The sequence below is a fragment of the Hoyosella subflava DQS3-9A1 genome, assembly GCF_000214175.1.
GTDB classification, from domain to species: Bacteria; Actinomycetota; Actinomycetes; order Mycobacteriales; family Mycobacteriaceae; genus Hoyosella; species Hoyosella subflava.
In genome coordinates, this window is record NC_015564.1 from 4,521,026 (window position 1) to 4,546,517 (window position 25,492).

Annotated in this window: 25 protein-coding genes; 11 read left to right on the forward strand and 14 right to left on the reverse strand. The window is 62.1% G+C overall.

Features of this window, described 5'->3' with window-relative positions; genetic code table 11:
* Position 1: 1 nt before the first annotated feature.
* Positions 2-1,087 carry an S-(hydroxymethyl)mycothiol dehydrogenase gene (locus AS9A_RS20990; protein WP_013809172.1) on the reverse strand — a complete coding sequence of 362 codons (1,086 nt, stop codon included), beginning with the start codon at positions 1,085-1,087 and terminating at the stop codon, positions 2-4.
* Positions 1,088-1,197: 110 nt separating this feature from the next.
* On the reverse strand, positions 1,198-2,049 hold the full coding sequence (locus AS9A_RS20995; RefSeq protein WP_013809173.1) for an SDR family oxidoreductase: 852 nt from the start codon (positions 2,047-2,049) through the stop codon (positions 1,198-1,200).
* A gap of 142 nt (positions 2,050-2,191) precedes the next feature.
* Between AS9A_RS20995 and AS9A_RS21000 the strand changes: the two genes are divergently transcribed.
* Entirely contained in the window at positions 2,192-2,566 is a 375-nt protein-coding gene (locus AS9A_RS21000) for a winged helix-turn-helix transcriptional regulator (protein ID WP_041451266.1), read from the forward strand.
* Between the two features lie 127 nt (positions 2,567-2,693).
* On the opposite strand, the gene AS9A_RS21005 is transcribed toward AS9A_RS21000, so the two are convergent.
* From AS9A_RS21005 to AS9A_RS21025, 5 genes are read right to left on the reverse strand one after another with little or no spacing between them, the layout of a single operon-like run.
* Positions 2,694-3,776, reverse strand: coding sequence for an ABC transporter ATP-binding protein (locus AS9A_RS21005; RefSeq protein ID WP_013809175.1), 1,083 nt, complete (start codon positions 3,774-3,776; stop codon positions 2,694-2,696).
* 29 nt (positions 3,777-3,805) lie between these two features.
* On the reverse strand, positions 3,806-4,684 hold the full coding sequence (locus AS9A_RS21010; RefSeq protein ID WP_041451267.1) for a carbohydrate ABC transporter permease: 879 nt from the start codon (positions 4,682-4,684) through the stop codon (positions 3,806-3,808).
* Entirely contained in the window at positions 4,684-5,649 is a 966-nt protein-coding gene (locus AS9A_RS21015; RefSeq protein ID WP_013809177.1) for a carbohydrate ABC transporter permease, read from the reverse strand. The genes AS9A_RS21010 and AS9A_RS21015 overlap by 1 nt, the downstream gene beginning before the upstream one ends.
* Positions 5,646-7,001: an ABC transporter substrate-binding protein gene (locus AS9A_RS21020; RefSeq protein WP_013809178.1), complete on the reverse strand. Its 1,356-nt coding sequence runs from the start codon at positions 6,999-7,001 to the stop codon at positions 5,646-5,648. The genes AS9A_RS21015 and AS9A_RS21020 overlap by 4 nt, the downstream gene beginning before the upstream one ends.
* Before the next feature lie 4 nt (positions 7,002-7,005).
* Positions 7,006-7,998, reverse strand: coding sequence for a sugar-binding transcriptional regulator (locus tag AS9A_RS21025; RefSeq protein ID WP_013809179.1), 993 nt, complete (start codon positions 7,996-7,998; stop codon positions 7,006-7,008).
* 134 nt (positions 7,999-8,132) lie between these two features.
* Between AS9A_RS21025 and AS9A_RS21030 the strand changes: the two genes are divergently transcribed.
* Both AS9A_RS21030 and AS9A_RS21035 read left to right on the forward strand, forming a co-directional pair.
* Positions 8,133-9,131, forward strand: a complete 999-nt coding sequence (locus AS9A_RS21030; protein WP_041452338.1) for an NAD(P)-dependent alcohol dehydrogenase — start codon at positions 8,133-8,135, stop codon at positions 9,129-9,131.
* A gap of 17 nt (positions 9,132-9,148) precedes the next feature.
* Complete coding sequence (locus AS9A_RS21035) at positions 9,149-10,624, forward strand: mannitol dehydrogenase family protein (RefSeq protein ID WP_013809181.1); 1,476 nt, start codon at positions 9,149-9,151, stop codon at positions 10,622-10,624.
* Positions 10,625-10,709: 85 nt separating this feature from the next.
* Here the strand turns inward: AS9A_RS21035 and AS9A_RS21040 are convergent, their stop codons facing one another.
* The 4 genes from AS9A_RS21040 to AS9A_RS21055 form a co-directional block, all read right to left on the reverse strand.
* Positions 10,710-12,110, reverse strand: coding sequence for a xylulokinase (locus tag AS9A_RS21040; protein WP_041452339.1), 1,401 nt, complete (start codon positions 12,108-12,110; stop codon positions 10,710-10,712).
* Between the two features lie 166 nt (positions 12,111-12,276).
* A complete protein-coding gene (locus tag AS9A_RS21045; protein WP_013809183.1) occupies positions 12,277-13,095 on the reverse strand; it encodes a helix-turn-helix domain-containing protein in 819 nt (272 codons plus the stop codon).
* Between the two features lie 53 nt (positions 13,096-13,148).
* A complete protein-coding gene (locus AS9A_RS21050) occupies positions 13,149-13,772 on the reverse strand; it encodes a TetR/AcrR family transcriptional regulator (protein ID WP_041452340.1) in 624 nt (207 codons plus the stop codon).
* A gap of 42 nt (positions 13,773-13,814) precedes the next feature.
* A complete protein-coding gene (locus tag AS9A_RS21055; protein WP_013809185.1) occupies positions 13,815-14,753 on the reverse strand; it encodes an oxygenase MpaB family protein in 939 nt (312 codons plus the stop codon).
* A 132-nt stretch (positions 14,754-14,885) separates the two neighbouring features.
* Between AS9A_RS21055 and AS9A_RS21060 the strand changes: the two genes are divergently transcribed.
* The 4 genes from AS9A_RS21060 to AS9A_RS21075 all read left to right on the forward strand — a co-directional run bounded on the left by AS9A_RS21060 (position 14,886) and on the right by AS9A_RS21075 (position 20,077).
* On the forward strand, positions 14,886-16,787 hold the full coding sequence (locus AS9A_RS21060; RefSeq protein WP_013809186.1) for an acyl-CoA dehydrogenase family protein: 1,902 nt from the start codon (positions 14,886-14,888) through the stop codon (positions 16,785-16,787).
* Positions 16,788-16,851: 64 nt separating this feature from the next.
* The gene (locus AS9A_RS21065; RefSeq protein WP_013809187.1) at positions 16,852-17,286 is read left to right on the forward strand and encodes a hypothetical protein; all 435 of its coding nucleotides are present in this window, start codon (positions 16,852-16,854) and stop codon (positions 17,284-17,286) included.
* 30 nt (positions 17,287-17,316) lie between these two features.
* Positions 17,317-18,324 carry a hypothetical protein gene (locus tag AS9A_RS21070; RefSeq protein WP_148262523.1) on the forward strand — a complete coding sequence of 336 codons (1,008 nt, stop codon included), beginning with the start codon at positions 17,317-17,319 and terminating at the stop codon, positions 18,322-18,324.
* On the forward strand, positions 18,317-20,077 hold the full coding sequence (locus tag AS9A_RS21075; RefSeq protein ID WP_013809189.1) for a GMC family oxidoreductase N-terminal domain-containing protein: 1,761 nt from the start codon (positions 18,317-18,319) through the stop codon (positions 20,075-20,077). The genes AS9A_RS21070 and AS9A_RS21075 overlap by 8 nt, the downstream gene beginning before the upstream one ends.
* Positions 20,078-20,148: 71 nt before the next feature.
* On the opposite strand, the gene AS9A_RS21080 is transcribed toward AS9A_RS21075, so the two are convergent.
* Genes AS9A_RS21080 through AS9A_RS21090 form a run of 3 tightly spaced genes read right to left on the reverse strand, consistent with a single transcriptional unit; the run spans position 20,149 to position 22,804 of the window.
* Complete coding sequence (locus AS9A_RS21080; RefSeq protein ID WP_013809190.1) at positions 20,149-20,904, reverse strand: MerR family transcriptional regulator; 756 nt, start codon at positions 20,902-20,904, stop codon at positions 20,149-20,151.
* 47 nt (positions 20,905-20,951) lie between these two features.
* Positions 20,952-21,599, reverse strand: coding sequence for a response regulator transcription factor (locus AS9A_RS21085; protein ID WP_013809191.1), 648 nt, complete (start codon positions 21,597-21,599; stop codon positions 20,952-20,954).
* Positions 21,596-22,804: a sensor histidine kinase gene (locus tag AS9A_RS21090; protein ID WP_013809192.1), complete on the reverse strand. Its 1,209-nt coding sequence runs from the start codon at positions 22,802-22,804 to the stop codon at positions 21,596-21,598. The genes AS9A_RS21085 and AS9A_RS21090 overlap by 4 nt, the downstream gene beginning before the upstream one ends.
* A 109-nt stretch (positions 22,805-22,913) precedes the next feature.
* Between AS9A_RS21090 and AS9A_RS22960 the strand changes: the two genes are divergently transcribed.
* From AS9A_RS22960 to AS9A_RS21105, 4 genes are all read left to right on the forward strand, one after another.
* Positions 22,914-23,897 carry a hypothetical protein gene (locus tag AS9A_RS22960; protein WP_013809193.1) on the forward strand — a complete coding sequence of 328 codons (984 nt, stop codon included), beginning with the start codon at positions 22,914-22,916 and terminating at the stop codon, positions 23,895-23,897.
* A gap of 29 nt (positions 23,898-23,926) precedes the next feature.
* Positions 23,927-24,181 carry a hypothetical protein gene (locus tag AS9A_RS23940; RefSeq protein ID WP_013809194.1) on the forward strand — a complete coding sequence of 85 codons (255 nt, stop codon included), beginning with the start codon at positions 23,927-23,929 and terminating at the stop codon, positions 24,179-24,181.
* A 45-nt stretch (positions 24,182-24,226) separates the two neighbouring features.
* Positions 24,227-24,403: a CsbD family protein gene (locus AS9A_RS21100; protein WP_013809195.1), complete on the forward strand. Its 177-nt coding sequence runs from the start codon at positions 24,227-24,229 to the stop codon at positions 24,401-24,403.
* A gap of 170 nt (positions 24,404-24,573) precedes the next feature.
* Positions 24,574-25,491, forward strand: a complete 918-nt coding sequence (locus AS9A_RS21105) for a metal-dependent hydrolase (protein WP_013809196.1) — start codon at positions 24,574-24,576, stop codon at positions 25,489-25,491.
* Position 25,492: the final 1 nt, after the last annotated feature.

Consider the following 25,492-nt stretch of genomic DNA (forward strand, 5'->3'; position numbering starts at 1 on the left):
CTCACCAAACCACCACCGATCTCAGCACCTCACCGCGGTGCATCGTTTCGAATGCGTGTTCCACACCGTCGAGTGAAATGCGCTCACTGACAAACTTTTCCAGCGGCAATCGGCCTTGCTGGAAGAGGTCGACCATTGTGGGGAAGTCCCGTTCCGGCAGACAGTCGCCATACCACGAAGACTTCAGCGCGCCACCATGCGAGAAGAAGTCAAGCAACGGCATCTCCAGCCGCATGTCAGGTGTAGGCACACCAACCAGCACAACTGTCCCAGCGAGATCTCGAGCGTAGAAGGCCTGTTTCCACGTTTCTGGCCTGCCCACAGCATCCACGACGACGTTCGCTCCGTCACCGTTCGTGAGTTTCTTCACCGCCTCGACGGCATCCGTGCTGGTGGCGTCAATCGTGTGGGTTGCTCCAAGTGCTCGCGCCCACTCGAGCTTCCGCGGGTCACGGTCGATCGCGATTATTCGTCGCGCGCCGACCAGGCGAGCTCCCATTACCGCTGCGGCTCCGACACCGCCGCAACCGATCACGGCGATAGAGTCGTCACGGGTGACCCCGCCCGTGTTCACGGCGGCACCAAATCCAGCCATCACTCCGCAACCCAGAAGGCCCACCACTGCCGGGTCCGCGGAGGAGTCGACTTTGGTGCATTGCCCCGCGTGGACGAGAGTTTTGTCAGCGAACGCACCGATGCCGAGGGCGGGGCTCAGCACGGTTCCGTCCGTAAGTGTCATTTTCTGGGATGCGTTGAACGTGCTGAAGCAGAGGTGCGGGCGGCCGCGTTTACACGCCCTGCACTGCCCACAAACGGCTCTCCAGTTGAGGACGACGAAGTCGCCTGGCTCGACGGATGTCACGCCGGGTCCGACAGCCTCAACTGTTCCGGCCGCCTCGTGCCCGAGCAGGAAGGGGAAGTCATCGCTGATCCCGCCGTCGCGGTACGTCAGATCGGTATGGCAGACACCGCACGCTGCGACGGTGATGACGGCTTCACCCGGACCCGGATCTGGAACAACTATGTCGACAAGTTCGACGGGAGCCCCTTTCGACCTGGCGACGACTCCACGGACCTGCTGCGGCATCGGATCAGCTCCTTAGGTGCTCATATTCAAATAGTTTGATATGACGATCAGTTCCGAAGGTAGTCGCATCCGTGGGCACTCGGCTAGCGGTTGTACCAGTTATCTGGAAATCAGCCCCCAAGGACCTCAGCCACTGGTGTTGACGGGCGCCCGAGCAACCGCTGGAGATCGCCACTGGTGGTATCGAGGGCACCGACAGCGATGCCAGCGTCCGAGTTCGCAAGGACCTTCGCAAAGGGCGCCGGAACGCCCGCTTCCTCGAGAACTCTCGAGTATTCCTCTTCCGCGAGGTTCTTGTATGCGACTGGCGCACCAACGATGCCGGACAGCACCTCGGCCAACTCTGGATAGGTCAGACGCTCGTCACCACCAAGTTCGTAGATCTTGCCGGCCTGAGTCTCGTCGGAGGTAAGGATCGCAGCGGCCGCTTCGGCGTAGTCTTTTCGGGCTGCAGCGGCGACGGACCCGGTTCCGGCGGCACCGAACAGCGCACCGGTTGCCTTGGCGGTTCCGATTGCGGACACGTAGTTCTCCCAATACCAGCCATTGCGTAGCAGCACATACTGCACGCCTGATTCGCCGAGCAGGTCTTCGGTAGCTTTGTGCTCCTCAGCGAGCGCCAGCGGACTCGTCTGCGCAGCGAGGATCGATGTATAAGCGACGAATGTGACGCCAGCCGCATTGGCGGCGTTGATGATGTTCGCGTGCTGGGCTACTCGCTGACCGACCTCACTTCCGGAAATCAGCAGCAACTTGCCGACCCCACTAAGCGCGGTGGTGAGCGCCTGAGAATCGCTGTAATCGGCGACGCGAACCTGTACGCCAGCCTCACTGAGGTCAGCGGCTCTGGCGGCGTCGCGAACGATCGCGACGATGTCCCCAGCGGCGACTCCGCGCTCCTGCAGTGCGTCGATGGCGAGCCGGCCAAGGTGACCGGCAGCTCCGGTAACGGCAATAGTCATGAGAATCCTTTCTATGTGGGTGACTCAGCGGAACGCCAAGTCGTTGTTCGAGCAACTTCCTTCACAATTTGAGCACTTACTTGTCGTAAGTGCAACCCACAATGTTAGTGCTAGGGTTTTACTAGCCGAGTATCCTTAACTCATGAGCACCGGCCCCTCCCCTTTGGGAGACGTCTTCGCCCGCGAATGCGCGTCCCGTCCTGTGCTGCAGAACATCACGGGAAGGTGGGGCGTGCTGGTCCTGGCGGCGCTGGCCGACGGCACCTGCAGGTTCTCGGAACTGCGCCGACATATCGACGGTGTCAGTGAGCGAATGCTCTCCCAGACCTTGCAGAACCTAGAGCGCGACGGGCTCGTGCGCCGCAATGTCCTGACCACAATCCCCCCGCATGTGGAGTACTCACTCACCGGCCTCGGAAGCCGCATCACAGAACCATTGCTTGCGCTCATCACGCTCGTTGAAGAGTCGGTCCCGGAAATCGTCGCGGCGCAGACTCGGCACGACCGCGCAGGTTGACCGCATACGTGGAGGCACACCTGGCCGTCGCTGCCTGACGCTCCCCACGTTCACCACAGAAACGTGTCAGCCACAACGTCCATGGCCGTTGTGGCTGACACAAAAGGGTAGTGAACTCAGTCGGACCTCACTCGATGCGTTCGCCAGTCTCCGGGTGGAACAGGTGCACTGCGCCACCGTGCTTCCGCAGGGTTACCGACTCCGCCAGCCGCGCGGGCGCCCTGCTCAGCGAGCGAGCAGTCAACTGCTGGTCGGTGCCTGAAATGTGCGCGTACACGTAGGACTCGCTGCCCAGCGCCTCCACGAGGTCGACGACCGCATCGATGCCGTCGCCCGAGGACGACAACTCGAGGTGTTCCGGCCGCACACCCACCGTGGCAGTTTCGACACCGGCACGGCTGAGTGCCGCAATCTGATCGCGTTCGAGCTCGAGAACCGAGTTTCCGATCTGCACACCATTTGGCACGATCGGCGCCGTCATCAGGTTCATCGCAGGCGAGCCGATGAATCCCGCGACGAACGCGTTTGCCGGCCGGTCATACAGCTCGGAAGGAGAGGCGAACTGCTGCAGTCTGCCGAACTTGAGCACCGCGACGCGGTCGCCCATTGTCATGGCTTCGACCTGGTCGTGCGTCACGTAGACGGTGGTTGTTCCAAGTTTCCGCTGAAGCGCAGCGATCTGTGTACGAGTCTGGACCCGCAGTTTCGCGTCCAGGTTCGACAGCGGCTCGTCCATACAGAAGACCTGCGGTTCACGGACGATTGCGCGACCCATGGCGACACGTTGCCGCTGGCCGCCTGACAGCTTCGCGGGCTTGCGATCGAGGAACTGGGTGAGGTCGAGCACCTTCGCGGCCTCTTCAACCTTCTTCTTCCGGACATCGGCAGGGATGCCACGCATTTTCAGCGCGAAGCCCATGTTCTCTCCGACGGTCTTGTTTGGGTACAGCGCGTAGTTCTGGAAGACCATCGCGATGTCCCGGTCCTTCGGGTGCACACCGACCATGTCTTTCCCGCCGATCCGGATGTGGCCTTCGTCGATGTCTTCGAGCCCGGCGAGCATCCGCAGGGCGGTAGATTTCCCCGATCCGGATGGGCCCACGAGGACGACGAACTCGCCGTCTTCGATCTGCAGATTGAGTGAATCCACCGCGAGCGAGTCTGAGCTCTCGTAGATGCATGAGGCGTTTTCGTAGGTGATTTCAGCCATGATGAGGTCCTTAATGAGAAATCAGAGGTTTACTTGATGGCGCCGAAGGACAGGCCGCGAACGAGCTTGTTCTGGGCGATCCAGCCAGCGAGGATGACGGGCAGTGCGGCCATGGTCGCGGCTGCGGAAAGCTGCGCCCAGTAGAGGCCTTCTCCCGTGATGAAGCCGACCATGAAGACCGGGATAGTTTGTGCCTGAACGGCCGTCAAGTTCACGGCGAAGAAGAACTCATTCCACGAGAAGATCGTGCAAATCAATGCCGTCGCCGCGATCCCTGGCGAAACGAGTGGAAGAATGACTTCCCGGACCGAGGTCCACAAGCTCGCACCGTCCATACTGGCGGCCTCGAGAAGTTCACCCGGAACCTCAAGGAAGAAGGACCGCATCATCCACACCGCGATCGGCAGATTCATCGCCGTGTACAAGATGACCAGCGCCCAGATGTTGTCCAGCAGTCCGATATTGCTAACAATCACATAGAGCGGAATGATCGCGGCGACGATCGGAAGCATCTTCGTGCTGATGAAGAAGAACAACGCGTCCTTCGTCCGCTTCACCGGCCGGAGTGACAGCGCGAATGCTGCTGGCACACCGAGCAACAGCACGAGGATCGTGGACACCACGGTAGCGAAAGCAGAGTTCATGAGGCTGATTCCGACGCCTGTTTCGAATACTCCGCGGAACTGATCAAGCGTTGGCGTGAAGAACAGTTTCGGCGGGTCCGAGTAAGCGTCAGCTTCCTGCTTGAACGCCGTCAGCACCATCCAGAAGACCGGAAAGAAGAAGCCGAGCGCTGCGATCCATGCCAGCACACCCCAGATGCTGGGCTTGCGACTCTTCTTGACGTGTCGGCGCCCATTCTGGGCCGGGGCAGCGGATGCCTTATTGGTCGTGGTCGCGGTGCTCATCACGCCGCCTCCTCATTGCCGGTGAAAGATTTAAAGATCAGCCGCAGCGCAAGGGTCGCGACGATGATGGTCGCGACGACCGTGACGACGCCCATCGCAGCGGCCTGCCCGATGTCGAAACCAAGGAAAGCGCGCTGATAGATGTAGAAGGGCAGGTTGGAACTTGCGGTGCCCGGCCCGCCCTGGGTCATCATGTAGATCGAGTCGAAGGTGTTGACCAGATAAATAGCTCCGAGGACCGCACCCAGTTCGATGAATCGGCGCAGATGCGGCAGCGTCAGTTCTCGGAAGAGGGCGAATGACCCCGCTCCGTCGACACGTCCGGCTTCGAGGATGTCGCGCGGCATCGACTGGAGACCAGCGAGGATCAGCAACATCATAAAGGGTGTCCACTGCCAGACCAGGTTTGCCATGACGGCGGCGAGGGGAAATCGGCTGACCCAGTCGATCTGCTCAACACCGAATGGTGAGAGCACAAAGTTGACTATGCCGAAAACCGGGTCGAGCATCGCCGTCTTCCACATCAGCGCCCCGGCCACCGGAGTAACGAGGAACGGTGTGATCAGCAGGGTACGCACGATGCCGCGGCCCAGAAATGCCCGATCAAGTAGCAGCGCCAGCAGCAGGCCGAGCACCACAGCTATCAGAACGGTTCCCACGATCAGCAGCACCGTGTTGAATGCTGCTTCCCGGAACTGTGTGTCCCGGAAGACGTCGACATAGTTCTGGAATCCGACGAACGATCGTGACCCCGGGCGTACCAGGTTCCAGGACTGCGTCGAGTAAAACACTGTGAACAGGAACGGGATCTGGGTGACCACGATCATGAAGATCAGCGCGGGTAGCAGCGGCCCTCGCCGCCGCCAGCCTTCTGCTCGGGAAACGCTGTCGTTCTTGGCTTTCCGGACAGCGCGGATCCGTTCCTCGCTGGCTGTCGCTGCGGTTTTCTCCGCGACAGATGTCATTGTTGTTCCTCCCGATAACTTGCGCCTACGGCCTCGGCGTACAGCTGTGCCTGTTCGAGCGCTTCGGTTACGGACTTCTGACCAGCGATCGCTGCGCTGATCTGCTGACTCACGCGTGTTCCGAGGTCCTGAAATTCGGGGATCGCAAGGAACTGGACACCCGTATACGGAACGGGGTCAACCGTCGGCTGCAAGGGTGTCGCGTTCTCGATGGAATCGAGAGTGAGGGGGCCGTAGGCAGCCGAAGCTTCGGCATACTCCGGCATTTCATAGGTGGATATGCGGCTGCCCGGTGGCACCCGATCCCAGCCGAGTTCCTCACCAACCAGACGTAGATACTCCTTGCTCGTCATCCAGGAGACGAACCGCCAAGCAGCCTCTTTGTTGTCACTGGTAGCGGGAATCCCGAGCGCCCAGCTGTAGAGCCACCCAGCATCTTCCTTGACTTCGACAGGTGCTGCGGCGTACCCGATCTGGCCAACGACATTGCTTGAAGCCGGGTTCTCCAGTGTGGAGACTGCGGAGGTGGAGTCGTACCACATCGCGACCCTGCCTTGGGCGAGCTGAGTGGCGCACTCACTGAATCCACTTGTCGCGGCGCCCGGCTGACCGTGTTCGCGTACCAGATCGACATAGAACTGGACCGCGCGCTCAACTTCAGGGCTAGTCAGCTGCGGATTCCAGTCTTCATCGAACCAGCGCCCGCCGAAGGTGTTGATGACGGTGTTCAGTGGTGCGAGCAGCTCACCCCACCCCGGTTTACCGCGGAGGCAGATGCCCGGCATACCCGGTCTATCCAGTTGCTCTGCAGCAGCGGCGACCTCGGTCCATGTAGGTGGATCGGAAAGTTCAATGCCTTCCTCATCGAACAGGTCCTGCCGGTACATGAGGAACGAGGATTCTCCGTAGAACGGAACCGAAAACATGTCGCCTTCGTAGGAGAGCGAATCGCGTAGCGAGGGGATGAAATCGTCTTCGTCGTACCCTTCTGTTTCACGGGCAAGTTCCGAAAGGTTCGTTAGCCAGCCGTGTTCGGCCCATTGGGGGGTTTCGTAGTTGCTGATCATCACGACGTCGAACTCGCCTCCGCCCATCGCCGTGGACGCCGTTATCTTGGCGCGCGCCTCGTTCTCGGAGAGCGTCACGAATCGAAGATCGATGTCCGGATTCTCCGCAGCGAATCGCGCTGAAAGTTGACGTGCGTCCTGCATCTGGGAGTTGGAGACCATCGCGATCGTCACTGTTTGATCGGAGGCGCCGAGGGACCCGGCCCCTGCACACCCGCTGAGCGCGATGACGAGCGCGCCCGCGCCAGCAATGCACTTGGATGCTGCTTGTTTTCGTTGTTTCACTGATTCACCTCTGGTTGAGTAGCCACTGCGCGCACTCGATATCGGAGACGAGCATCTTGGCGAGCCCTCCGCGCAGGGCACCTAGTGCCGCTTCATGCTTCGTTGTGCCGCCGGTGATGAGAATGGAGTTGGGGCAGGCTCTGACCTGGTCGAGACCAACTGACAAGGTCCGGTCGTTCAGCGGCCCATCGACGGCGACGCCGTCCTGGTCGTAGAACTGCCCGCCGATCTCACCGGCGGCGCCGAGGCCGGTGAGTATCCCAATGGTGTCGGAGTCGATGTAGCTCCCTTCAAAAAGTGTGGTTGCCGTGGAGGCGGCCCCGACGCCGAAAATCATCATGTTGGCTTCGCTGCCTTTCTTAAGGGCTGCGGAAATGACTGAGTCCGCCTTCATCGCGGTCACGGTCGGGGCGTCCGCATAGAGTGGCGCCGGGAGGCGTACCGTCGCGGCTTTAAGCTGGGTGCCGCAGCGGCCGAGGATGTATTCCACGCCGGTCTGGTAATTGATCGCGCTCATCGAGCCGTCGAGTTGAACAATCTCCTTCGCCGTGGCCGTATTCGGCGGAAGTGCCTGCGCGACAGCCACTGTTTCTGGACCCCAGGTAAACCCGAGGGTGTCTTTTGGTTTGATTCGGCGAGCTACCAGTGCAGCGGCTGCTCTGCCGACGCTGGTGAAACTACCCTCGAAACTGTCGACATTGTCAGTGACGACAACCGCCTCGATAAGGCCGAATTTCTCCTCAAGTGCACGTTCCTCCTCGCTGTGCAGATCCTCCCGAAGGTGCTTGGGCACATGAACTTCGATGCTGACGAGGCCTTCGGATCGCGCACGTGCCACGAGTCGCCCCGCAGTGGGGCGAGAGACGCCGAGCCGGGCTGCGACGTCGGCCTGAGTGAGGCCATCGAGGTAGTAGAGAGTGGCGGCGCGCAAGCACACCCGCAGATCCTCGGAACTCGACGCCTGATCCGGCGAACCAGGCGCATGTGAAGTAACCACCAAACTCTCCTCAGATTGAGCAAATGTTCATGGTGCGGTCATCTGCTCAATACGCTAACATGGTCGATGTGATCCACACAACACTTTCCGAACAGAGTTCCAGGCGTCACACGGTCGAGCCGATCCCCGAGACAATGCGTGCGAGCGTGCTGCTCGCCAAAGGCCACATCGAAATGCAGCGGCGCCCCGTCCCCCACCCCGGACCCGGCGATGTGCTGGTCAAAGTCAGCTCAGTCGGTATCTGCGGATCGGATACGCACTACCTGCGCGAAGGACGAATCGGCCACTATGTGGTGACCGAACCACTGATCCTCGGGCATGAAGCAGCAGGCACGATCGTGGCCACAGGCAAGGGAGTCGCCGAGGCCCGCATAGGCGAGCGCGTCTCCATCGAGCCCCAGCGGCCAGACCCGAATACCGTAGAAACTCGGCGCGGCGACTACAACCTCTGCCCCCACATGCGTTTCTACGGCACCCCGCCGATCGATGGCGCACTGTGTGAATACGTCACTATCGGGTCAGAGTTCGCGCACGTTGTGCCGGACGCGATGTCCGACGACGCGGCCGCTCTCTGCGAGCCGTTGTCAGTCGCCATCGCGGCCGCCCGCAAGGGTGGAATCACGGCTGGCTCGCATGTGCTTGTTGCCGGGGCCGGGCCCATCGGGATAGCCACAATTCAGGTCGCGGCAGCCTTCGGCGCCACATCTCTTACCGTCACCGACCTCGATGCTGGGCGGCGTGACCTCGCGCTGACGTTCGGCGCAACGACGGCACTCGATCCACGTGAAACCAGCCTCACGGGTTTGCATGCAGACGTGTTCATCGACGCGTCAGGAGCGCCCGCTGCGATCACATCCGGAATCGAGGCTGTTCGGCCGGGCGGCACTGTGGTGCTTGTGGGAATGGGCGCCGAGACGATGGAGCTGCCCGTCCAGACGATTCAGAACCGGGAACTCAACCTCACTGGCGTGTTCCGCTACGCGCACACGTGGCCGACCGCCATCGAACTAGCCGCGAGCGGCCGCCTCGATCTCGACCGTATGGTTACCGCGACCTTCCCGCTCGAAGAAGCTGAAGCCGCACTCAACGCCGATCGCACTCCCGGCACCATCAAAGCCGTCGTGCGCCTCTAACCACCAGGAGCAACCTCATGCAGCTCAGCACCGCCACCCTCGGTAGCCTGCCCGCAACTGTCAGCACACCCAACTACCCGCGCGACGAAATTGGCGCCGGGATCATTCATTTCGGTGTCGGCGGATTCCATCGAGCCCACCAGGCCATGTACATCGACACCCTGCTCAACGCGCACAAGGCAACCAGCTGGGGAATCTGCGGTGTGGGCGTCATGCCGGGTGACAAGCGCATGAAAGACGCACTCGACGCGCAGGACGGTCTCTACACCCTCGTTTCGCGCCATGCGGACGGCACCTGGGATGCACGAGTGATCGGCTCGATAGTCGCCTACCTCTACGCCCCGGACGACCCGGAAGCTGTCATCGAAAAGATGGCCTCCCCAGCAACCCGCATCGTCTCCCTCACCGTCACAGAAGGCGGCTACAACCTGCAGCACGATACGGGCGAGTTCGACACCACGAATCCCGCGATTCAGCATGACCTCACAAGCGGAAAGGCTCCCGCAACGACGTTCGGTCTCGTGATCGAGGCCCTCGCGCGGCGCCGCGAACGGGGAATGCCCTCGTTCACGATCATGTCCTGCGACAACATCGAAGGCAACGGCCACGTCGCCCGCAAGGTCTTCACCGCGTACGCCGAACTCAAGGAGCCCCCGCTCGCGGACTGGATGCGCGCGAACACACGGTTCCCGAACTCGATGGTCGACCGCATTACCCCCGCGACAACACCGGACGTCACAGCTCAGGTCGCAGATCGGCTAGGGATTGATGACCTGTGGCCGGTCGTCGCCGAACCATTCACCTCGTGGGTGCTCGAGGACGACTTCTCCGACGGGCGGCCAGACCTCGATGAGGCCGGGGTGCACATCGTCGACGACGTCGCACCCTACGAGCTGATGAAACTGCGACTGCTCAACGCCAGCCATCAGGGCCTCTGTTACTTCGCTTACCTCGCGGGGTATCGGTTCGTGCACGACGCAGCGTCGGATCCGCTTTTCGCTCGATTCCTTCTCGACTACATGAACCGCGAAGCCACGCCCACGCTGAAACCGGTGCCTGGTGTTGATCTCGACGACTACAAACAGACCTTGATCGAGCGGTTCTCCAACCCCGAAATCGCGGACACTATCGCGCGGTTGTGCGCGGAATCCTCCGATCGCATCCCGAAGTGGTTACTTCCGGTCATCAGGGAAAACCTTGCGGCCGGTGGGGATGTCCGGCTTTCGGCAGCGATCGTCGCGAGTTGGGCGCGCTACGCCGAGGGCGTCGACGAGCACGGTCAGCCGATCGAGGTTGTGGACCAGTTGCGGGACTCGCTCATGCCGCTCGCGCAGCGTCAGCATGAGGAGCCGCTCGCGTTCGTGAAGAACACGTCTGTGTTCGGCACCCTCGCTGAGGAACCCCGCTTTATCGACGCCTACCGGTGGACGCTGAACTCCCTGCACCGCGACGGTGCACGCGCGACTTTGGAAGCACTGACCACCCCCACCTGAAGTTCATCTGCATAGGTCAACGGAACCCCGCTGTTTAACGGGGTTTCTTATGACCTGCGCAGATGGATCTGGAGGGTGGGAGGGTCTACGCCATACCCTCGGTCAGGTCCCGCACCTCCGCGTAACGGTCCCGGACATGCTGTGCCGGGTCAGCCTCGTACGTCGCGTTCGCCGGTTGCTCCCAGACGGGCGGTTCGGTTGTTCCTTTGAGCACCCACGCCGCCTGGCGAGCCGCACCTGTCGCGACGTACTCCCCAGGCTGTGGGACGACCACCGGCGCACCGAAAACACTCGGCGCGAGCGCACACAGCGCCTCGGACTTCGCGCCGCCGCCCACGAGCAGAATTCGTTGCACCTTCACACCTTGCGAGACGAGGTGATCGATTCCCTCGGCTAGGCCACACAGCAACCCTTCAATTGCGGCACGCGCAAAATGTGCGGGTGTCGAATTCGAAAGCCGCAGGCCATGTACCGCACCGGTCGCGTTCGGCCGGTTCGGTGTTCGTTCGCCTTCGAGGTACGGGACCATTACCAGCCCGTCAGCCCCCGCGGGCGCGGACAGGGCGAGCCTAGACAGCTCGGAATAGTCCACGTTGAGCATCGAGGCAGCCGCGTCGAGCACTCGAGCGCCGTTCAGTGTGCACACCAGCGGCAGGTGCCTGCCCGTCGCATCCGCGAACCCGGCAACGAAACCACCCGGATCGTGGGCAGCCGTACTCGAAATCGCTGAGACCACACCTGAGGTTCCCACCGACACGATGACGTCGCCTTCACCCGCATCCAAAGCCAGCGCAGCGCCCGCGTTATCACCTGCGCCTGGAGCGATCGGCGCACCCCAGGTGGTCTCGCCAATCTGCTCGTTCGGGCCGGCTACGCGGGGCAGGACATAGTCGCGACCGCGAGTGGCAAGCGTGAGCAGGTCGCGACGATACTGGTTCGCTGCCGCAGAAAAGTAGCCGGTCCCACTCGCGTCACTGCGGTCCGTCGCGAGGTCCGAAACATCTGTTTGAATGCTCAGCTGCCAACTCAGCCAGTCGTGCGGCAGGCACACTGCGGCCGTTCGGTCTGCATTGCGCGGTTCGGTGTCAGCCAGCCACCGGAGCTTGCTCACCGTGATCGCAGCGAGCGGCACGACCCCGACTGCGTCGGCCCACCGCCCCGGGCTTCCCAGGTCGTCGATCAGGCTGGTCGCGGCCTGCGCTGAGCGCACGTCGTTCCACAGCAATGCCGAGCGCACGATGTCACCTGATTCGTCGAGGCACACCATGCCGTGCTGCTGAGCGCCGACCGAGAGTGCCGCCACGTCACCTAACCCACCGGCGGCGTGCGTTGCTTCGTCGAGTGCGCGCGCCCAGTACGCCGGGTCGACTTCGGTGCCGACCGGATGCGTAGCACGACCCTCGCGCACGACACGGCCCGATTCCGCGTCACAGATCAAGACTTTGCAGGACTGGGTGGACGAATCGATACCAGCTACAAGCGTCACCTGTTCGAGCCTACCTGGGCCCGTGACTCGCTTCACAACGGCTGGCGCAGCAATTCCCGCCGCCTGCCCCGGGTTCACCACAGTACCGGGCCAGCCACCACGGCCATGACCGTTGTGGCTGCCACGAAAGGGGTGTGAAATCAGTTGAGCGTCACTCGATCCGCCTTTAGCGCAGCGTCACGTCGCTGCCTGCCATCCGATTCATGTAGGCGGCCGTCTCCGTGTTCGCTGGAAGGAAGGTCTCAATACTGAGTTCAGCGAGCGTGAGATCGTGCGCGGTCCCGAACGTGCTCACCATGCTGACGAACTCGAGTTCAACATCGCTTTCTACCCGAAGGATAAGCGGAATTGCTACCCCCTCAATTGACTCTGCATCGAGCCCGCCCGGGTACTCCATCAGCTCGTCGAATAGTTCACGCAGGTGATCAGAGTTACTCGCAGTGGCTTCGCGACCAAGGCGCCCGAGTACGTGTGCGCGCCACTGCGGCAGATTCGCGATCCGTGACGAGAGCCCCTGCGGGTGCAGACTCAGCCGGAGCACGTTGATCGGCGGATAAAGCAACCGTGCGGGCGCGTCATCGGGAATCTGTGCCAGCAGGACTTGCACACCCTTATTAGCTCGCAACAGGTTCCACGAACGATCAACCACCAGGCACGGATACGGATCGTGGCTGCGCAACACCAGGTCGATGCCCTCACTGAACGGCTCCAGATCTGGGTCATCGAGTGAACGTTCACCGAACTCGGGGGCGAAACCGGCGGCAATCAGCAGTTGGTTCTGCTCACGCATCGGGACGTCCAGAACGTGCGCCAGCCGCAGGACGAGTTCGCGGCTGGGCCGGGACCGGCCGGTCTCGACGAAGCTGAGATGCCGGGCAGACATTTCAGCTTCGATCGACAGATCTAGCTGGCTGAGGCGCCGCCTGTTGCGCCACTCGCGCAACAACGGTCCGATCGCGCGTTTCTCCGGCGCCTTCTGTGGCATGCCTTTACTAAACCGCAGGAGCAGTGCTCAGACCACTACCTGCGAGGTAATTGTCACACAGCGCTGAAGGCCCGCCACATCGCGCGCCCGTACAGCTCGCCAAGTTCGTCCGGTTGCCAATCGCCCCGGCCCGCGAGCAGCGAACGCAGCGACGCCTCACAGGAAGAAACGAACAACTCGACCAGCACAGGCAGCTTTCTATCCAGTTCACTCGTCTCGCGTGCGGCAAGCACAGGCTGTAACTGTGCTGCCACATGGTCTGCGACGACTGCACGGGCCGTCGCGAAACGGTCCGCCACTGCCGGGTCAGGTTGCGCGAAGAACAGCAGTCGCCACGAATCCGAGTGCTCAGCAACAACCCTCAGGAGCGCTTGGTAGCCGTGCACGAAAGCAGTCTCCAGGTCGTCCCCATGGCTGGCACGCAACGCGTCGAGAGTGTTCTGCAGCAGCATCCCGGATTCCCGCGTCAACAGTTCGTCGATCAATTCCACGCGATCGTTGAAGCATGAGTAGACAACGGGACGCGTCACCGAAAGTCGGTCGGCGACGGCTCCGATCGTCACGGCACCGACGCCGTCAGCCACCGCGATTGCGAGGGCGGTATCGAGGATCTGCGGGCGCCGCCGTTCCGGCCCGAGGTGGGCGGCGCGCGCCCGGCTGCGAGGGGCACGTGACACATCGACAGGGTACGGCACTTTCTTCAGCCTCCGGCTTGTCTCTTATACCGCCGCGTCAGCGGCTCTGACGTAGTCAGTGCGTGTGCCCATCGTCGCGTACCGTGCCTTTGCATCGCTGGGACTTACGACCTCTGCCTGTGCCGGTGGCGATGCCGTGCGGTGCTGCCGCAGAGTCGCACCTGTCATGGGGGCGATCACGCGCAGAACGCGGTCGGCGACCGCTGGAATTGTGGCGACACGCACCGCGGCTCGAGTCAGGGGCACGACAGCCTTGTCGACGATCGCAGGCTGATCGAAGCCCCCACTGACACGCATCCACTTGGGAAGTGTCGCAATCGTTGCCGGGGCGATGATCCGGCTAGCAGCCCAGATCAGAATGCCTTTGCTCCTCGGCGTGTGGAGCAGATAGTGCATCGCCTCATAAGCACGCTCGGAGACGCACAGTGTCGGGCGGACGCGGTCGAAGTACTCAGTCACCTGTTCCCTCGACGAGGGCACATCCGCCGGATCACATGTCTGCAGGTTCGCGGCGATCACACATTCAGCCCAGTAACGGCGCTCTTCCTCGGCACTGAGCTTGCCTGGGCCGTACATCTCGTAGCACTTGAGGACTGAATGCCAGCCGGTGACATGGATCCAGAGCTGTGAAGCGGGGTTGTTCGCGCTGTACCGTTTGCCGGTAATAGGCTCGATCCCTGTCGCTTTCGCATGAACCTTCATCAGATGTTCGGACACACGGATCGCCGTCTTGCTGTCTGCGGTAGCGACCGTGAGGAAGTACGCCAGGGTCCTGTCTAGACGTCCGTGTGGGTCCCTGTAGATCCCCTCCATGTCCGCGACGGCCGCAGTAAGAAACGGGTCGAAGTGTTCGAGCGTCACAGAGCGCTGGAAGCCGATCAGCGCGGTGGGGTGTGACCACACCTTCCATGTCGGTGAGTCCGGGCCGAAGAAGCCGTAATCGTGTTCCCTCAGGGATGGCATCGCATGCTCCTTTGCATGAGTTCACCAATTCTACATCGTTGTAGATAGTTCATTCAGCAATGTAGCAAAAATATTCACCGGTGTAGTAATGTCCGGCCGCAAGCGTGCACGGCACCCGCCGAAAGGACCCCGATGACTTCTGCATCCAATAACCTCTTCAACCCCAAGTCCCCAGACTTCTCCCACTTCGACGCGAAGACGCAGGAACTTTTCGGCGTCACCATCGGCTTCTTCGAGTCGCGTGGGAAGGATTGGCTGAAGCAGCAGGACAGGGACCGCGTCTGGTACTCCGACTTCCTTGACCTGGTGAAAAAGGAACGGATTTTCGCCACATTCCTCACCCCGTCGAGCGAAGCGAATGGGGATCCCGACAAGCGCTGGGACACCGCACGCAACGCCATGTACTCCCAGATCCTGGGCTTCTACGGCATGCAGTACTGGTACGTATGGCAGGTCACGATTCTCGGGCTCGGGCCCATCTGGCAGTCAAAGAACGCGAAAGCACGAGCAAAAGCCGCCGCCCTGCTCGAGGCGGGAGAAATCTTCGCCTTCGGCCTCTCGGAGCAAGAACACGGCGCGGACGTCTACTCCACCGACATGGTGCTCGACCCCCAGGAGGAGACAGAAGGCGGATACACCGCGAACGGGGGCAAGTACTACATCGGAAACGGCAACCTCGCCGCGATGGTGTCCGTCTTCGGGCGGCGATCCGATAAACCCATCATTGACAGCGCTGACATCGAGCGGCATCGCCCAGCGGAGGACTTCGAAGGCTACGTGTTCTTCGCCGCCGACAGCCAGCACCAGAACTACAAGCTGCGGAAGAACGTCGTCGACGCGCAAATGTACGTCGCCGCTTTCGTTCTCGAAAACTATCCGGTCGCCGCGGACGACATCCTCCACGCCGGAAAGAGCGCATTTCACGCCGCAATAAACACGGTGAACATCGGTAAGTTCAACCTCGGATTCGGCGCGATCGGGGCGTGTGAGCACGCCATGTTCGAAGCACTCACGCACGCCGAGAACCGAATACTGTTCGGACAGCGCGTCACCGAGTTTTCCCAGATTCGCCGCATGACAGCCGAAGCGTACGCACGCCTAGTCGGAATGAAGCTCTACAGCGAGCGCGCCATCGACTACATGCGCTCGGCAGCACCCGATGACCGGCGGTACCTCCTGTTCAACGCGATCGAGAAGATGAACGTCACTCGCGAAGGCGAGAAGATCGTCACACTGCTGTCCGACACGATCGCCGCGCGCGCCTTCGAGAGCGACATGTACTTCACAATGGCACTGCTCGGAGTGACGGGACTGCCGCGCCTTGAAGGCACCGTGCACGTCAACATGGCGCTCTCACTGAAGTTCATGCAGAACTACATGTTTCGCGCCACCGACGCCGGACTCGCGGCGCTCCGCGTGCTTCCAATGGGCAGCGCACCGCGTGGTGTCGTGAGGACACTCGCGACCGGACTGCGCGGTGCCAGTTCCGCATTCGCAACACTGCCCAGGGTCCGCGCGGAACTCCCCGCTGTCCCAACCCGGCGTGATGCCGCCAATGACGACTTCCTCTTCCGGCAGGGCCCGAGCGCAGGCCTGAGCAAGATCCAGTTCACGGACTGGCGCCCACTACTTCGCGAATTCGCTCACATCCCGAACGTTGCGGTCTTTCTCGCCCAGGCCGAGGCTCTGCAAACACTCCTGGTCGCCGCTTCTCCGACGCCCGCGCAGCAAAAAGACGTCGACTTCCTTTTCACGCTTGGAGAACTCTTCACACTCGTGCCGTACGCGCAGCTCATCCTCGAGCAGGCAAAGATCGAAAACACCAATGGCTACATTCTTGACCACCTTTTCGAGCTTCTTGTGACCGACTTTTCCGGCCACGCGACCACGCTGCACTGCAAGACCACCGCCACCAAAGCCCAGAAGACGCGGGCGCTCGACCTTGTACAGCAGCCCGCGGCAGATCAATTGCGCTTCGACAAGGTCGTCGCGGACGCGCGAAGCATCGCAGGCGGCTACGAGATGGGGCGCTGATCAGGGGCAGCCCATTACCTTTCAGGTAATTGTCACGCCTACCTGTGGGGCCCACTCTCTAGCCATGACAACATACCGTGAATCCCGCCCCGCCCTCCTTTCGCTCCGTACCACCCTGCATCTCGACGCGGTCGTCACCGGCGCGAATGGCCTCGCCTACACCGCCGGGGCGACCGTGCTCGACGATCTGCTGGGCCCCACCGCCCCGGTTCTGGCTGGAATTGGCGTGTTCCTTATCGGCTACGCACTGCTTGTCGCGTGGGCAGGCGCTCGCGACCCGATCAGAAAGCAGATGGCCACGCTGATCATCTACCTGAACGTGACATGGGTGGCCGCTTCCCTGGTCGTAGCGGCTTCAGATCTCCTCGCCCTGACCACAGTGGGCCGCATCTGGGTAGTGCTGCAAGCAATTGTGGTGGGCGGCTTCGCGCTTGTGCAGGTGCTCGCGTTGCGCGCATCCCGTTATCCCGTCGCGCCAGGCGGTGATGGCGACACTTAAAACCAGAGTGTTGCTAATTCAGGGGTATTGATGGTTGACTATGCAGCCAGAGAACTGACACATGCCGCAAACCAGTCTTTTTTGCCAAATGGTGCGACCTGCCTCAACTTTCCCCAATCGACCACTCACCCCCGACCCGACGCCCTCACTCCATCCGGAGGACTCGTGGACCCAGTCTCCCGCAGAACGTTCCTCTCCCGCGCCTCGATGTTCGGCGCCCTCGTCAGCGCCGGAACACTGCTTCCCCTTGCGCCGTGGTCGCTGCCCCGGGCCTCCGCCCAGGGCGGCACCTTAATGGACAGCGTCGAGGCGTTCTCGCTCGACACCATGCGCGGCATCTGTGTCATGGTGATGCCCGGCCCCGACCCGTGGTCGCGCCAACAAGGTACACCGCGTACCGACCCCGGGCCCGTCGAGGTCGGGGGTGGCGAGTTTATGAAGGACCTGTTCGATAACTACCTCGCCATGGGCGATCAACTCGCCCGCCCCCTCGCGCTGGGACTCGGCGAGGCCCTGTCCGACCTCGGCGTGCGGGCCGAGCCGTTTCTAGGACTCGAGGAAGAGGAGGGCAGGCGCATTGACGAGATCCTTGGCTACGTTTACAGCGACCGCGTCCTACCACTGTCGCTGCCCGTCGCATTGCTGTTCAACTTCGGCGCGCTGCTCGCGGCACCCACCTCGATCGCCGGGCCGCTGGGCTCGCCGTTCTCCCGACTCTCCCTCACCGACAAATTTCGCGTGCTGGAGGCGATCGAGGGACCCGTGCCCGAGTTGCTCTCCGTCATCGACCGATCGCTACCCGTCCCACTGCGCGCCTCGGCGTCCGGCTTCCTCCGCTTCGCCGGCGGCATCCTGCTCCAGGGCACCGCGTTCGGCGTCTACTCCGAGATGAACGCATACGATCCCGCCACCGGAGTCGTGGAGCCGCGGCCAGTCTCGTGGGACCTCACCCACTATCGGCCGGACGGCCTCGTGGACGGGCACGACGAATTCATAGGCTACTTCCAGGATCGGACGGAGGTTCCGGCAGATGCGTGACGTCATCGTCATCGGGGCGGGCGGCGGCGGTCCCGTCGTCGCAGCAGAGCTTGCTGGCCGGGGACTCGACGTACTCGTCCTCGAGGGCGGCCCCCGGCACGCCGACCCAGCAAACCAGTGGTCACGCGCGGAGAACGACGCAAACAACCCGAACGACGGCTACTTCCGCTTCGGGCCCGAGGATAGGTCGAAACCCGCCTGGTTCCGCGAGTGGACGACCAACCTGTTCGCCTGGCAGCTCTCTGGTGTGGGCGGCACCACCCAGCACTACTACGGCAACAGCCCTCGCCCGATGCCCGGGGTGTTTCGCGGCTATGTAGGCGCGGACGCCGGCGAGTACGACACCGAGCACAGGTTCCCTTTTAGCTACGACGAGTTTGTCCCCTACCTCGAATGGGTGGAGGCGACGCTGCCGGTGCAGACCGCTGCGATGGGAACCAAGGAAGCGCTGATGTTCCGCGGCTGTGAGGGGGCCGGACTGCCCGTACAAACCTCTCGGAACATCACGCGCCCAGCCTTCCGACCCCAGCAGAACGCGGTCCTCCAGCCCGGCGGGAACGCCGGCCGTACCGACCGCTCTGACTTGCTCGTCTACCCGGCTGCCACCGGGTGTACCTTCTGTGGGCACTGCTTCCAGGGCTGCTATACCCCACTTCGAGCTCCGCGGAACCTCCTCGCCAAGCGATCCACCGACAACAGCTACGTGCCGCTAGGGCTCGCGGCGGACGCCGTACGACCCGGGGGGCGGCCTTTCGAGCTGCTTGCCGACAGTTTCGTGCAGTCCATCCGTCACGAGCAACAGGGGCCGCACGTCGTGGCGAAGGGCGTGACGTGGCGCAACAACACCACCGGCGAGATCTTCTCCGAGGACGCCCACGTCGTGGTACTCGCGGGTGGCGCAACCGAAAGCCCCCGGTTGTGGTTCAACAGCGGTCTGCCCAACCCCAATGACTGGGTTGGTCGCGGCCATACTGATCACTTCTTCGACTGGGTGGTGGGCAGCTTCGATGAGTACACCGGCAACTCCAAAGGCGTGAATTCCGCAGCGCGAATGGACTATCCGGGGCGAGGGGGCATCGAGAACGTCGGACTGGGACCGGCCATCCAGGCATTTACGCTATCCCTCTCGGACTCGGGCGCGCGGGGCTTCTACGGAAACGGCCGCGGCTTCACCGGGTCCTGGGACGGACCCGCCGGCCGACTCGTCGGCAACGAGCTCAAAGACTTGATGATGGGCGGGATCGACCACCTGCTAAACCTCCTCGTGATCACCGACGACCACGTCGAGCCGGGTAATCGGATCACCCCCTCACTCTTCCCTGCTGACGAGAACGGCGCGCCTGCCAAGATCGACATCTCCCTGCGTGGACGTAAACGCCGCACCTTGGAGAACCGCGAGTTCATGGTGCGTGAAGCGGTGAAGATCTTGCGCGCCGCGGGCGCCAAGAAGGTCTACCGCCTGGACTGGGCTCCGCTGCTGTTGCACGTCCACTCCTCCATGCGGATGGGAGAATCGGAACGGAACTCAGTGCTCGAAAGTACCGCGGAGGCGCGTTGGGTCAAGCGGCTGTTCATCGCGGACAACTCCGCGTTGGCAAATTCACTCGGAGGACCGAACCCGACGCTGACAACCCAGGCACTCGCTACCCGGACGGCTGAGAAGATCTTCCGGCTGTACTTCGATGGCGACACCTGGGTGGACAAGGAGGCGCCGGTGGAAAGCACGGACCCGCGGATCAGTGCCAGAATGTGAATTTCTGGGATCTGCGCGGAATGATCCCCCCGCAGTGTGCTGGGGCGTGTTATCGCCCCAGCACGATCAACCTACTGCAGATTCCGCTCAGCCCACTCCACGAGCGCGTCACGCACAAACACAGCACCGCCGTCTCCTGCCGATGCCTCATAGTTCGCGGCGAAGCGCGGGTCGTCGACATACATCTGGGCGAGTCCCGTCAGGTGTTTCTTGACAGGCGCTTTGCCCTGGTACGCGGCGGTGAGCCAGCGGTAGTGCCGACCGGCGAGGGCCTGCGCCTCATCACTCTCGGGAACATGGCCGGCCGCGTAGCTGCGCTGCCAGTCTTCGTTCAGCGACTTGACCTCGGTCATGAAGTCGGCTTTTTGTTCGGCGCTCAGCCCACGCCACCAGCGGTCCCCGTCGGCATAGGCTTGCTTACCCCAGCGCTGCTCAACTTCTTCCTTGTATTGCGTGTGATCGAACCCATCCAGCATCTGATCTGCCATGGGAGATTCACCTCGTTCCTTCGTTTCAATGGTGTGCTGCACCGCGCGGACCTGACGCGCAAGGCGCTGCTGTTCCGTTTCGAGCCAGGCGAGATGGACGCGTAATGCGGCCACATCGTCTTTCTGCCCGTCGAGCACGTCGCCGATAGTGGGCAGACTGAGCCCGAGATCGCGGAGCATCAGGATGCGTTGCAGCCGGGTGAGCGCGTCCGCGTCGTAGTAGCGCAGACCGCTCCCGGCGGTGCGGGTGGGTGCGAGCAGCCCGATCTGGTCGTAGTGCCGCAGCGTGCGCGTCGTTACTCCCGATAGGCGGGCTATCTCTTGGATTGGCCAGTCCATGTAGAGACAGTAAGCGTTGACGCTACGTCAACCGCAAGGGTTTTCCGCTACTGGTTTTCGCCGACATTGATGAGGCCCGATTCGTACGCAAAGATCACGGCTTGGGTGCGGTCACGGGCGCCGAGCTTCCCAAGAATCGCACCCACGTGGGTTTTCACTGTTTCGACCGATAGGTACAACTCGGCGGCAATCTCAGCGTTGGTGCGGCCGCGGGCGAGAGCACGAAGCACGTCGGACTCGCGAGCCGTCAAGTTCACCGTCGAGGACGCCCGGTGCCGGCCGCGTGTCTGTTGCATCGCCAACCGCCGTATGGACTCGGGGAACAAAAGCGCGTCGGTCGTCGCGAGCGTACGGATCGCCGTGATCAGCACATCTGGCTTCGCACGTTTCAGGAGAAACCCAGCCGCACCAGCCCGCAGGGCGTCGTATACGTAGGAGTCGTTCTCGAAGGTCGTGATCACTAGCACGCGGGGCCCGCCAGTTGCGGCAATGCGCTGTGTCGCTTCGATACCGTTGATGCGCGGCATCCGGACATCCATCAGGACGACGTCAGGCTCGCAGTTCTGAACGAGCGCAGGCACGTCGACACCGTCATCAGCCTCACCAACGACCTCCAGGTCAGGCTCTGTTCCCAGGATCGCCGCGAGCGCGGTGCGCACCAGTGGATCATCGTCGACGACCGCGACACGAATCATGTTTGTCTCCGATCAACGGGAATCCTGGCCTGCAGATGCCACTCATCGTCATGCTGCCCAGCATCGACACGTCCTCCCAGAAGGAGGACGCGCTCGCGCATTCCCCGTAGCCCATTGCCTTCTCGCGGCGGCGCAGCGGCCGCACTGATCCGGTTTCGCACGAAGATTGCGACGCCGTCTTCAACTGCGACTTCCAGGCTCACCCATCCTGTTCCGTACCTGGTCGCGTTCGTCAGCGCCTCTTGCACAATTCGGAACGATTCCCGGGAAATGCTGAGGGGAACGGAGGCGACATCGCCCCGCTGCTTGAACTCGACAGTCGCAGAGGCTCTTTCCGCGAGTTCACGAACGTCAGCCAGCGTCTTAGGTTGTGTGCGGCCCATCCCGCCCGTTCGCAGCACTCCGAGCACCTCATCAAGTTCCTCGAGCGCACCCCTCCCAGTTATTTCAATCGCGGCAAGCGCCTGGCGCACAAGAGGATCCGCACCGCGACCGGCGTCCACCACCCGCCCCGCAGCGGTAGCCTGCATGAGAATTCCAGTCAATGCGTGGCCGATGGAGTCATGCAGCTCTCGCGCAAGCTCATTCTGGGCAGCGAGCTCACGTTCGCGGCTAGCGGCCAGAACCAATTGGTCGGCAGCGGTGGGACCGAGAATTCGAGGCGCAGCGCGACGCAACAGCGCCCCAGCCGCCAGCACCAGCAAACCCGTAACCACCGCGACAAGCACCCCGGCCACCGGCACCCATGCGGCGGACCATCCCCCACCCGCCTCGATCACTGCACCGTCCGCTGCACCGAACCTCAGCTCCGTCTCATCGAGAAACGGGAAGGCCAGCAAGCCAGTCGCAACCGGCACGCCAATCAGGAGCGCGAAGGTCACGGCCGCACCGATTGCGAGATTGAGCACGAACCACCAAAAGCCGCGCCACCGCGATGACCACGACCGCGGATCCCCGACATCGGGCAGTGTCGTCCCAAGCAGAAGCCGCGCCGCAGTCACTTCGAGTTGCCTGACGGGCGGAGCCAGCACGATAGCCATAGCGACAACGGCCGTGGCACAGGCGATCACCACGAGTAAGGCGGCGTTCACCGCTTCCGCCAACCGAATTGATTCCGCAAAAGCCCAGCCGAGCAATACAAATGGCAGCAACAGCGCAGCACCGAGCAGCGCGTGAATCGTGCTGGTGATTCTGGCCCCGCGCATACAGCCCATCCTGTCAGTGCCGCCGTGGCTACGATATCCCCCGCGCGAGGGAGGTGATGAGTCCTCCAGGGGGATCCACGCACGACGACGGCGCGCGAGCCTTATAGCCATGACACTTCGAAATAATCAGTCATCGTCAGCAGGCCCGGCTCGCTGGGCGATTTCGCTGATCGCTATCGCCGCTACGGGTCCATATCTAGCGCTAAAGGCGCATTGGCTTTCCGGCGGGCGGATCGGTCTGAACGATCCAGAATTCGGTACGGGCACGATAATGCTCGCCCTCAATGCGGTCACCGCCGCGATGGAAATCGTGGCCGTGGTGCTCGCGCTTGCGTTCGTCACCGCGTGGGGACGCAGGCTGCCGTCGTTGCTGGTTGTCGCCCCAATGTGGGTGGCGACCGGGCTACTCGGCCAAATTCTGATCACCTTGCCCATTCAGCTGGCGATCGGGGCCACGAGTGAGCCCGGAGTCGATGAACACCTTCCCGAGCCGCCGATCGAGTCATGGGTCTTCGCTGTCGTGTATGCAGGATTTGCCATACTGGGCATCTTCCTGATCGCTGGGTTCGCGCTTTACGCGCGGGATCGGTGGTCAGCTGAACAGAAATGGGCCGCGCGGCTATCGGAAGGCCGACGGGCCGGCCCCATCGAGTTCGCAGCATTCGTACTGCCGATTGCGCTAGCGGTAGCATCCTCTGTTCACTTGATGACAGCGGACCGTACAGACGTGGGCCGCCTTATCGGTGAGATCATCGTTTTCACTATCGCGGCGGCGGCGGCGATGGCGTTAGCACTGGGTCGGCCGCAGTCGCTTCGACGCTGGGTCGTGATCGCTTCAGCATTCTTCAGCTCGGGGGCGCTAGCCAGTTGGGGCTGTTACCTACTTGTCGTACTGCTCGTGCCCAATGACCTCACTGCCGGAACCTCCGTCACCGCTGGAACCATCGCAATGGCGGCCCTGAAGGCACTTGCGGGGTTCTGTTGCGCTGCTGTGCTTGCTCGAATGCTGCATCCGGTCAGTTCCGGGAAGAGCTATGGTGCGGATCACACCAGTTCAGGCGTGCAGTCCTCCAGGCTCACCGCGACTAACTAGTACTGCACGAGGGGGAAGGGGAGCGTCACATGGCTGACCAGCGGGCACACTACAAAGCCGCCCGTCGGGCAGTGGCACGCGAACACCACCCTGACTTTGGCGGAGACCCGGAGGTCTACATCAGGGCACTCGCCGAAATCGATCGGATCCACTTGGCTGAGGCCGTGAGGTTTAACGGCTCGGTATCTGGATATCCCACAACCAGAGGGCAGCGATGGCGCAGGTGGCTGCGTCAGGCGCGCACTGCACGTCGGCTTAGGCGACGCCAGTGGTTTGAGCTTTAACAAACTAGAACAAAGAAGCAGTCGGGTCACGTGGAAGGAATGATCATGGGATTCATCGATAAGGCGAAGAACTCCACTGAAGACACTGTGGGTAAGGCGAAAGAGAAGATCGGCGAGGTGACACGCAATAGGGACCTCGAATCCGAAGGTAAAGGCGATCAAGCATCGGCAGGTGTAAAGAAGATCGGCGAAAACATCAAGGACACCTTCAAGAAGAAGTAAATACCACCCCGCAAGGGTTCCAGACGAACGGCGCTGCTGTCGGGGCAGCGCCGTTCGGCATGTCTAGGCAAAGTCAGCCAGCGCGGATCTACTCCACGTGCATTGTGACAATGTACGTTGTAATATTATGTCCATCATAGACCCGACTCAACGAGGAGTACGCGTCCGCCATGGCCACACAAGAGCCAACGATGAAGTTGCTCAACAGCGATGTCCCCGTCAGTGACAACGTTGCACTGCACGCACGCAAAGTCACCTTCGACTTTTCCGGACTACCGCTGCATTACGTCCCCGGAGATCCCTTCTCCACGCATGTCCTCAACGTGCTGAACCTGCTTTTGCCAGCAGGCGAAGAGTGGTTCGTAGAGACCTTCAAGGAAGCCCTTCCGCTCATCGAAGATGAGAAATTGCGTGAAGACGTGATCGGGTTCATGGGCCAGGAGGCGATGCACGCCCACGCACACTCCGGCATCCGGGATCTGCTTCGCAGCAAGGGGATCGACACCGCTCCGTTTATCGACCAGGCGACGTGGATCTTCGAGAGTTTCCTTGGCCCGAGGCCGCTGAGTGGCTTGCGGAAGCAGAATTACCTCGTCGAGAAGCTCGCCGTGATCGCGGCTCTCGAACACGTTTTCACCTTCCTTGGAGACTGGGTTCTCAATGCGGAGGGCCTCGACAAGGCGGGAGTGCATCCCACGATTCTGGACTTGCTGCGCTGGCATGGCGCTGAGGAAGTCGAGCATCGCATGGTGGCCCACGAGACGCTCAAGTACTTCGACCACAGCTACATCCGGCGGGCACGCACGCAACTCATCGCGAGCCCCGTGCTGATCTTCCTCTTCTGGCGCGGCGTCCGGTACCTCATGAGTGTCGACCCCCAACTCGGAAACATGCCCGAATCTGAGCGCAAGATCTTCTGGCGCAGCTTCTTCAGGGCAGCGAATCAGGGGGTCCTCCCCTCGCTGCCACACCTGGTTAGACGCATGGCCCAGTATTTCTCGCCGCGCTACACACCCGGAGGTGTCGGCGACACAGCGCAAGCGGTCGCGTATCTAGCATCGTCACCAGCGGCGAGGGCGGCGAGCTAAA